This is a genomic window from Roseinatronobacter bogoriensis DSM 18756, assembly GCF_004366635.1.
Taxonomy (GTDB): Bacteria; Pseudomonadota; Alphaproteobacteria; order Rhodobacterales; family Rhodobacteraceae; genus Roseinatronobacter; species Roseinatronobacter bogoriensis.
This window is the reverse complement of the sequence record NZ_SORN01000004.1, coordinates 42,027-51,621: the sequence shown is the minus strand read 5'-3', so window position 1 is coordinate 51,621 and position 9,595 is coordinate 42,027. Positions and strand designations below refer to the sequence as shown.

9 protein-coding genes and 1 tRNA gene are annotated in these 9,595 nt (G+C 56.0%); 1 reads left to right on the top strand and 9 read right to left on the bottom strand.

The window, feature by feature from the left end; genetic code table 11:
* Positions 1-62: 62 nt before the first annotated feature.
* From EV660_RS10425 to EV660_RS10395, 7 genes are all read right to left on the bottom strand, one after another.
* Positions 63-848 (bottom strand): Flp family type IVb pilin, encoded by a 786-nt coding sequence (locus EV660_RS10425; RefSeq protein ID WP_071480424.1) that lies wholly within the window; start codon positions 846-848, stop codon positions 63-65.
* Positions 849-963: 115 nt separating this feature from the next.
* Positions 964-1,608 carry a TadE/TadG family type IV pilus assembly protein gene (locus tag EV660_RS10420; RefSeq protein ID WP_071480423.1) on the bottom strand — a complete coding sequence of 215 codons (645 nt, stop codon included), beginning with the start codon at positions 1,606-1,608 and terminating at the stop codon, positions 964-966.
* Positions 1,605-2,111, bottom strand: a complete 507-nt coding sequence (locus EV660_RS10415; protein ID WP_157798922.1) for a TadE/TadG family type IV pilus assembly protein — start codon at positions 2,109-2,111, stop codon at positions 1,605-1,607. The genes EV660_RS10420 and EV660_RS10415 overlap by 4 nt, the downstream gene beginning before the upstream one ends.
* A gap of 8 nt (positions 2,112-2,119) precedes the next feature.
* Complete coding sequence (locus EV660_RS10410; RefSeq protein ID WP_071480421.1) at positions 2,120-3,523, bottom strand: TadE/TadG family type IV pilus assembly protein; 1,404 nt, start codon at positions 3,521-3,523, stop codon at positions 2,120-2,122.
* A 214-nt stretch (positions 3,524-3,737) separates the two neighbouring features.
* On the bottom strand, positions 3,738-6,248 hold the full coding sequence (locus tag EV660_RS10405; RefSeq protein WP_071480420.1) for an ATP-binding protein: 2,511 nt from the start codon (positions 6,246-6,248) through the stop codon (positions 3,738-3,740).
* Between the two features lie 221 nt (positions 6,249-6,469).
* Positions 6,470-6,545: transfer RNA gene (locus EV660_RS10400), tRNA-Val, on the bottom strand.
* Positions 6,546-6,580: 35 nt separating this feature from the next.
* On the bottom strand, positions 6,581-6,808 hold the full coding sequence (locus EV660_RS10395) for a hypothetical protein (protein ID WP_134013934.1): 228 nt from the start codon (positions 6,806-6,808) through the stop codon (positions 6,581-6,583).
* Positions 6,809-7,039: 231 nt separating this feature from the next.
* Between EV660_RS10395 and EV660_RS10390 the strand changes: the two genes are divergently transcribed.
* Complete coding sequence (locus tag EV660_RS10390) at positions 7,040-7,222, top strand: hypothetical protein (protein WP_071480418.1); 183 nt, start codon at positions 7,040-7,042, stop codon at positions 7,220-7,222.
* Between the two features lie 24 nt (positions 7,223-7,246).
* Here the strand turns inward: EV660_RS10390 and EV660_RS10385 are convergent, their stop codons facing one another.
* Together EV660_RS10385 and glyA are read right to left on the bottom strand one after the other, a co-directional pair.
* Positions 7,247-8,011 carry an alpha/beta fold hydrolase gene (locus tag EV660_RS10385; protein ID WP_071480417.1) on the bottom strand — a complete coding sequence of 255 codons (765 nt, stop codon included), beginning with the start codon at positions 8,009-8,011 and terminating at the stop codon, positions 7,247-7,249.
* 162 nt (positions 8,012-8,173) lie between these two features.
* The gene (gene glyA / locus EV660_RS10380; protein ID WP_071480416.1) at positions 8,174-9,469 is read right to left on the bottom strand and encodes a serine hydroxymethyltransferase; all 1,296 of its coding nucleotides are present in this window, start codon (positions 9,467-9,469) and stop codon (positions 8,174-8,176) included.
* Positions 9,470-9,595 lie beyond the last annotated feature (126 nt).

The window sequence follows — 9,595 nt, the reverse complement described above, 5'->3', positions numbered from 1 at the left end:
AAGTTCGCAAAGTCCCTCGAACCGGTCACTGAATATCTTCTCTTCAGGCTGCGTTGACCATCTCAGCCACACTGGTCACGACTGACGGTCAAGCTGCCAATGCGGTCCCCAACTTCCATGAAGACGACATAGGTTTGTCCCGGCGGGGGGATGTCTACCTGAATATTTGTACCCCACTGCACAGCCCCCCTGTGGCTTTGCTGACCACCGTGGTTCTGGGCCGTAGGGTTGCCGGGACCAGACACGACATACGGCGTGGGTCTGCTCAGATCAAAGTCCAACCAGCGGGAAACGGCACGCTCGCCCCAATGACAGCCAAGCTGCAAATCCTCAAACGTGAAATCGACCTCGGCATTCTGGTTGCCGCCATTGCCCGGCGAATTGCCCCCTCCACCATCGCTTTCATCGGCCTCGCCCGTATCGACCGGATCATCTTCAGCAGGGCCAGTTTCTGTGTCGTCACCCTCCGTATTGTCGGCGACCGGACCACCGTCATTGCCGGGTGCGCTTCCCTCATCGCCGCCGTCAGCCTCGGTATGATCCTCACCCTCCGTCCCATCCATTGGCGGCATGTCGTTATATCCACCTGTAGGGTCTGTGTCGCCCGGCCATGCACCACCACCGCCACCAGTATCACCCGCCCCACCAGTGCCAGTCGGCATCTGGCCGGGGTGGCTAAGCTCCCGGTCAATCGTGGCGCTTAGTTCAGTTGTGCCACCGTTGACCACCCCCACAGCAAGCGACCCCAAGGCCACAATCGCGGCAGTAAGCACAACGAAGTCAACTGTGATCGCGCCATCTTCGTCACGTAAGAACCTGATTGCGCAGTCGGGCGATCTTGAAATCATGGTTAACATCGAAGAGGTCATTTGGTTTTCCGTTTCAGTAAACGCGCTGGGCGTAGGTTTTCAGACAAGGATCTGGTGCGCTTGAACAATGCGCACCAAAAGCAGTTTCGACGCGCTACATACCGCAGGCATCGACGACGAATTCGCACCATGCCTCTGGTGGCGGTGGGGCATTCGGGTCAAGAAAAGTGATGCCCGGTGCGAAACGCGGGCGGGTCAAGGCTGTCTCGGTCAAGTCTCGCGCCTGCAAACCAACGCGAAACGGTGGCTCGTATTTCAGTAAACCTTCGGTCAGAAGCAGGGTTTCACCAACACTGATTTTCGGGATCTGAGCGCCATAGGCTGCATTCAGAACCGTATCGTCGAGCACGGTGGCTGTATTCCCCTGGTCCGCATAGCTCCAGATAACGCGATACTCTTCTTCTGCGTTATCCCAACCGATCAGTGTGATACGCAGATGAACATCCAGCGGCGTATCATTGATGCGCAGCATGAAGCTGTACACACCGTTGAGATACTCTGGTGTCAATGCGGTGCCCGATGCCCGGGAAACAAGGTCGGCAGCGGTATAGACTGATTTTTGTAGCGTCGTCTGATGGCGGAACGCATCTGTGAACGTGAACGACGCCATAAGCGCCCATGCCACCACTGGCAGGATGATGACAGTTTCCACGCTGATCGAGCCATGCTCCGACTGCCAGGCCTTGCGATGCAAAGCCTTGAAAAACAGCCGGATGGAATGTGAAATGCGATGCATCATTCGTTCACGAACCCCGTTGTTGCGCGCAGGGCAAACATGCCTGCGTTATCCAATGGAAGTTGCAGCCCCAAAGCTGTGGTGGGAAAAATCGGGCTGACCAGGTAGCAGGCGCGCACATACATCACGCTCTCGCCCGCCCCGAGGCTGAACGGCGTGACAGGCGTGATATTAGCGGCAAGGTCGATGCAGGCATTCAACTCGCTTGGAAAATTCCAGGTCTGGGTATTGATGGTCCGCATTTCGAGAAGCAGTCGCTCTTCGCAGCTTGACAGCAAAATCGCACGCTCGCAGACACGCTCGCGGAATTGGTTATGAGTTGTGCCTTCTTCAACTTTTCCAAGCCGCACATCGCGCACGGCAATGTCGACGGCACGTTCCAACGCAATCCGCTGCAAGGCTGTATAGCCGGCTTCAGCCCCCATGATCAGCATCGAGATCACGATTGGAAACAGGATCGCAAATTCGACCGTCGCAGAGCCATCAGCACCGCGCAGAAACGACATGACCCGCCTCATTGCGTCAGTCTCAGGGATTGTATCGAAGTCGCAATCGCAGCGAAGGCCGCGTCAAGCTCTAGTCCGACAGCGTTGAAATAGCGACCCGAGCCACTTGCACATTCCCGCATTTCGTTCTGGCCTTGGGTGTTGGTCTCAAAGGCGATGGTGTAGATGATGACCTCACGTTGTTTGGACAATTCGCAGGCTGTGTCGAAGTCCGCCGAATTCTGGCCTTGGGTAGTGATTCGCTGCCGATAACTGCTGAGCGACTGGTGAGTAATGTGCAGGCTGTTCAGTTTATCCTGCTCCTCCTCTGTGGGCTCAATGCCATCGCGTCCGAAAATACTGCTGCCTGGCCGTCTTGGACGGAACTGCTCGGTGATCATGCCATCCGTCATCAAGACTACGACCTTAAGGGTATCGGGATCGTCCCATGGAGCGGGGCGGCCTATATATGCGCTATCCACTGTTCCACTTGCCGCAAGTGCTGTTGTCAGCCACTGGCTTGACGGGTCAAGCAAGGCGGCACCCCAACGCATTCCATAATGCGTGCCGGTTCCGTCGTGGAGACGCAAATTGTCAAGATATTCATGCAAATCTTCTTTCGAGCTGCTGTGATACAGGATGGAATTGGCCTCGATCGGGCACCAGCCCCAATCCATCCCCGTGTCTGTCGGCCAGTACATGAAATGGGGCGCCTGTGGCATTGAACTGGCGTCTGGCAAGGCGGTAGACCCAAAGGCGCTTCTGGGCAGATCCGGGCAATGCGAATAATCATGCCAGGCGTTCCCACCCAGCAGTTCGAACACTTCCCTTCCCGGGTTCACGGTGCCCGCATATGGCACGATCGAGATGGTGATCGCTTCGGGCGCATCATCATTCAGAACAGTGCTGACGAAATTCTTGGCAGCACCACGCAACCGGGTGATCCGCGGCATCCCATGACTATCTGACCACCGCATGGAGCCGGATATATCCAGCACCATGACAATCTCGATATTGGTCACCTCCTCGCGCGCGGAACTGATCTCTGCACTGGAAAGCTGGTCAACACCGGCCCAGCGCATGAAAAGAGTGTTCACCCCCGGCGTGGTCCGCACTGTCACGCTTGCGGCGTTCAGTGCCTCTTCAACATCAACCGAGTGGAGGTAAGCCGACAAACCAGCTTTTTCGAAATAGTCTTCGACCAGCGCCTTGCGATCACCTGTTTCACGAAGGGTGGCCGCAGCAAGTGTCGCGCGATCTGCTGTCGCCTGAACACGAACCCTGTTGTTCTCATATCGCATGAAATCAACAGCCAAGCCCGACACCAGCAAAATGATTATGAATACAAACAATCCGAAGATCAGCATCGCGCCGCCTTCTGAACGCCAGAAGCGCATTGCGGAGAAAGCTTTTTGCATCTTTATGCGCAGCATTTCAGACCACTCCTTGTCGATCCAATAAATGGCTGGAGAGGCGCGACCCCGTGTTCGCAGGTCTTGGAGTCCGAGTATCACGCAGCCAATTAGCCTGTGATAAAACACAATCATTAAGGCAAAAATGGGACTGACTCGTGTCTTAACTATTGCAAAATCACACGTGAGCCTGCGCTGATGCGACTTTCAGAAAGACGGTCTATTGTATTTGCGACTATATCCGCCCTGCCGCAGCCGCGATCTGCGCGACAAGTTCAGCTTTGCGAAGTGGTTTGGCGATGCAGCCCGCGAAGCCGACCGCGCGATATTCTGCAACCTGGTGAAGCATCACATTGGCCGTGAAGGCAAGCGCAGGCGGAGGCGGCAGTTCGCGGGTCTTGGCAAGCCGTTTAATTTCAGACAGGGCTGATGGACCGTCCATCACTGGCATTGATATATCCAGCAGCATGACATCGAACTGGTTCGCGATCCAAGCATCCACCGCTTGCGCGCCATTTTCAACACTCGTGATAATTGCACCGGTATCTTTAAGCAGCGCCTTCGCCACAAGCTGATTGGTCGGCATATCATCGGCGATCAACACCTTTAGGCCAGTCAGGTCGGTCGTGGCCGTTAGCTTCGTCGGGGATGCATCCTGTGACAGCGGCAGCGGCAGCGACACCAAAACCTGTGTTCCAACACCCAACTCTGAAGAAACCTCTATCTTGCCATGCATCAATGACACAAGCCGCCGGACAATCGACAGACCCAGCCCTGTCCCGCCGAACCTGCGGCTGATAGAACCGTCAGCCTGCGAAAAATCCTCGAAAACAAGGCTCTGCTGCTCTGCGCTCATCCCGATGCCGGTATCGCACACCACGATTTCCATCTGACCCGTCGAGGCGATGCGTAAAGTTACGGTTATTTCACCCAGATCGGTAAACTTAACCGCATTGCCTAGAAGATTGTGAATAATCTGTCCCACTCGATGAGGGTCGCCCCGGAGCCTCGGCGCGCCGGATGACAGCACCTCAAGGTTCAACTTCAAGTTCTTCTCGGCGCAACAGGGTCGATGCAGCGCCACTACCTCCGTCACCAGCTTCTCTGGATCAAAATCCACATCATCAAGCTGGATCTTGCCAGATTCGATCTTGGCAATGTCGAGGATATCATTAAGCACCTGCGACAATCCCTCACCACTGCTAAGGATCATCTCGGCCATCCGTCGGTGTGAGGGCTCTGCCAACTCATCGCGCAACGTTTCTGCCATGCCCAAAACACCATTCAAGGGCGTCCGAATTTCATGACTCATATTAGCCAGAAATAACGTCTTGGCACGGTTTGCCCTTTCGGCTTGGGCGCGGGCATTTTGCATTGCTGTGACATCCATACCGGCACCGCGATACCCGCAAAACCTGCCATCTGCGTCAAAGATCGGTGTCCCAGAAATCTGGAACCACAAATCACTGCCATCCGGTGTCACCACGCGGTAGAGAAACCCCACAAATGCCTCGCGCAGTGCCACGCGCCGTTCAAGTTCCTGCCAGTCCGCGCTCTGCTTTGTCTCAGGTCGATCAGTATATAATTCCTTCCTTGTGCGGCCCAGAATGGCATCTGCCGGGACTTTGGTGATGCGGATGAACGACTCAGAAATATAGGTAAACCGCATCTTCGCGTCTTGTTCCCAGACCCAGGAGCGGCTGATATCGGCCACATCTTGAAACCGGTTGGTGATTTCACGCTGCTGATCAAGGCTATCACGCAAGCGCTGCTCTGTTACTGCCTGCGCGGCACGCACAGCTTCCAAATCATGCATCTGGCGTTGCAGGACAGAATAAGCGTCTTCGACATCGGAAATGGCGCGTTGCCGCGCCTGCATGGATCTGCCCATCGCGATACTGGGCACGAGGATCAATCCCGCAGCCAAAGTCAGAAGCGCACGCAAACCCCATATATCGGGGTGCTGCGTCTGCCAGCCCCCAAGTGGCAGCGCTGCAATTTGCCACGAACCTGTCGGCAGTTGCACATTCGAGATCACTGGCGCATCTTGTGGTGCCAATAGTGGCCCGAAGAAAGTGGCCCCATCCACGCCCGTCGCATCTTTGCCCGTTAGTGTGACTGAAAAGGGCAGAAGATCATCCAGTCCAGCCTGCGCATACAAAACCTCAACATCCATCACTGCCGAGACCAGCCCCCAAAAGTCCCGTCCCCCTGAACTGTTGGGCACATAAACCGGAAATCGCCCGATGAACCCGCGCCCCCCCTGCACCAGATCAACCGGCCCCGCCACGACCAGATCGCCCAGGTCACGCGCGCGCAAGGCCGCGTCGCGCTGCTCGGGTACAGTGTTGTAATCAAGCCCGATCGCTTGTTCATTTCCTTCTATCGGGTACATGTACCGGATCACCATATCCGGTGCGGCAGCCAGATTCCGCAGCAACTGCTGACCCTCAATCAATCTGGTGGCGAGTTCGGCAAAGCGGGTCTGATCCATGTCAGGTTCAGTCTCGATGGCGGCGATTAACCCTCGAACCAGTTGGATCGGCCCATTGACCGTAGCTTCCAGATCTGCGCGTAAAACAGCCACTTGCGCCGCAATCGTCGCCCTTTGGGCCTGGATGTAATTATTACGCGCCTGCGTCTCAGCGACAGCCCATCCTGCAACCACAACCACCAACGCCAGAAGCGCGGGGATATTGGCTTTGTGCCACAAAACCTCTTTGATCCGTTTAAGATTCTGGATCATCTTCAGGACTGCAAACCGATTGAAACCGGGTATGAATTGACAGACATGCGCTCTCCCGAACGAGAGTTTACAATTTTTAGTAATCCAGATTGTCGCAAATTGCGATATTTAACTGTTCGATTGCGACGTGGTCTAAGTCGCGTAACATAAAAAAGCTACCGGCGCAGGCACCCTGTCATGACCTGCTTGCAAGCGAAATACTCAACAGACATTGCTTAAACTGGTGGGTGATGAGAGACTCGAACTCCCGACATCTTCGGTGTAAACGAAGCGCTCTACCAACTGAGCTAATCACCCTGTGGCGCGACGCATAACCAGTTTTGAAATGCAGTTCAATACGAGAATGCACGGATATTGATTGTTCTTGCATTAACTTCCGCTTCATCCTTTGCCTTCAGGGTAAAAAGATGCGCCTCTCTCTTCTGGCAGTTGTTATTTTGCTTGTCGCTTGTGACTCTCCCTCGCCCGGCATGCGGGGAGGGGGACATTTCAGAGCCGAATTTGAGGGGATAAAAGTCACTATCTGGAAGAGGCAGGACAAGGTTGAAATCATCCGCCACAGCTTCGCATATGGGCAAGAGAGTGGCCAGATCATCTGTGCGATGGCGCAGGCAGCAGCGTCAGAAACCGGATGTAGACTGCGCCCTGAAACAATCGAAGGGGATGCAGGCGTGTTGCGCGCAAGGTTGCAGTGTGACGCAGCGCCGCAGCCCGCCACGATTTGTCCTGGATCAAGGAAATCAGACGCGGCGTCTGACTAGAAGCAGAAATTCTGTGTGTCGGAGGATATAATGGCCCGTCTTTTCCTACTTGTCTTTTCTATTACCGGTGTGACCTGTGCCGGGATTGGCGTCATAATCGCACTGACGATCGGTCAGGACACATTACACCCAATTCTGGCATGGGCCGCAGGTGGCACTGTGATTGGCGTTATCGCAAGCTGGATCATTGCGCGCAAATTGCTCAACGCCTGATCAAGCCGACGGGTGTCGCCGCATTCAGGCGAACCACATGCGCGCTGTCGCCTCGAACGGGCGCGGCGCTTCTGCATGCAGCCAATGCCCGGCATTCGGTAAACGGGCAAATTTCGCCTCAGGGAACAGCGCCTTGATTGCTGGCCTGTGGCTGGTCTGCACATAATCTGACAAGGCACCGCTCAAGAAAAGCGCCGGGCCTTCAAACTTGCCTTCGACCTCTGGCCAGCCAGTGATCCGGTCCATCTCGCGCTCAAGAACATCAAGGTTTAGCCGCCACCGCGCAGGATTGGAACGCAAATCCAGCGATTGAAGCAGAAATGCCCGAACCGATGGGGTCGAGACGCGGCGGGCCAACTCCGCATCAGCCTCTGCCCGGGTTTTGATCTGTGACAGTCGCATGGCGCGCATCGCTTCGATCAGATGAGTCTGGCTATGTGCATAAGCAACCGGCGCAATATCAGCCACCAACACCCGCGATACCAGACCCGGGTGTTGCAAAGCCAACAACATGGCCGCTTTGCCCCCCATCGAATGGCCCAGCACATCCAGCCTACCGCCTTCCTGCGCCACAACTTCGGCCAGGTCCGCCGCCAGATCCTCATAGCCATGAGTATCGGCCCAAGGGCTTTCGCCATGATTGCGCATATCCACGCAAATCACTTCGCGGCTATCAGACAAGCGTTTCGCAATTGCCCCCCAATTACGGGCAGAGCCGAAAAGCCCGTGTACGATCAGCAATTTGGGTAGTTCAGTCGGCGCACCGTGGCGCAGCAGATTCAGCTTCATGCCCCTGCCCCTTCTTTTTTCAGCCATTTTGCGCTCATTTTCTTGCGCAAAATACTCTCGGGGGGTGAAGCCAGCCCCCTTGCGGGGCTGGCGAGGGGGGGCAGACAGCCCCCCTTTTTCCTTGCTGCCGTGAACGAGAGCACAGGCAGTCCCGAACTCAGCTCAAAGCTCAGGATAAATCGGGAAACGGGCGCAGAGCTCTGCAACCTCGGCTTTTACGCGCGCTTCGACCTCAGCGTTGCCATCCTCGCCATGCGCCGCCAGACCATCGACAACCGCAACGATCCAGTCCGCAATCTGGCGAAACTCGGCTTCACCAAACCCGCGGGTCGTCCCTGCGGGCGTGCCAAGCCTAATCCCGCTGGTGACTGTCGGGCTTTCGGAATCGAACGGGATACCGTTCTTGTTGCAGGTGATATGCGCGCGGCCAAGTGCTTTTTCAGTCGCGTTCCCTTTCACACCCTTTGGCCGCAAATCGACCAACAGAAGGTGGGTGTCCGTGCCACCTGTGACAGTGGCCAACCCGCCTTTTTCCAACTGGTCCGCCAGCGCTTTTGCATTGGCGATGACCTGTTTCTGATAGTCGCGGAATCCGGGACGCAACGCCTCGCCAAAGGCCACGGCCTTGGCGGCGATCACATGCATCAATGGCCCGCCCTGAATACCGGGGAAGATGGCAGAATTGAACTTCTTCGCCAGTGCTTCGTCATCTGTTAGGATCATGCCACCGCGTGGCCCGCGCAGCGTCTTGTGTGTGGTCGTTGTCGCAACATGCGCATGTGGAAACGGCGAGGGGTACAGCCCTGCCGCAACCAACCCTGCGAAATGGGCCATATCAACCAGCAGATATGCGCCAACCGAATCCGCAATCTCGCGCATGCGGGCGAAATCTATGATCCGCGGAATGGCAGAACCGCCCGCGATCAGCATTTTGGGCTGATGTTCCTTCGCCAGTTCGGCGATCTGGTCATAGTCGATTTCCAGATCTTCACGGCGCACACCATATTGCACCGCGTTGAACCATTTGCCCGACTGGTTGGGCTTGGCCCCATGCGTCAGGTGGCCGCCTGCATCCAGTGACATGCCCAGAATAGTGTCGCCGGGTTTCAGCAGTGCGGTAAACACACCCTGATTGGCCTGAGAACCGGAATTGGGCTGCACATTGGCGAAGCCACATTTGAACAACTCGCACGCGCGGCTGATTGCCAGATTTTCCGCAACATCGACATATTGGCAGCCGCCGTAATAGCGCCGCCCCGGATAGCCTTCGGCGTATTTATTGGTCAGAACAGAACCCTGCGCTTCCATGACGGCCTTGGAAACGATGTTCTCAGACGCGATCAATTCGATCTCATCGCGCTGGCGGCCAAGTTCGGCGCGCATGGCGGCGAAGAGTTCGGGGTCGCGGCTTTCCACTGCTTCAGTGAAGAAACCGGTATCTCTGGTGGTCTGGTCCATGGGGCAATCTCCGGGGTCTGGAAAAATGACTTGCCGCTCAATTAGCGCATCTCGTGCATGGCGCAAAGGCTTGTTTGCGTCATTCTGCCTTGGCAGGGCGACCGTATTCGCGAATAAGTTCCCGAT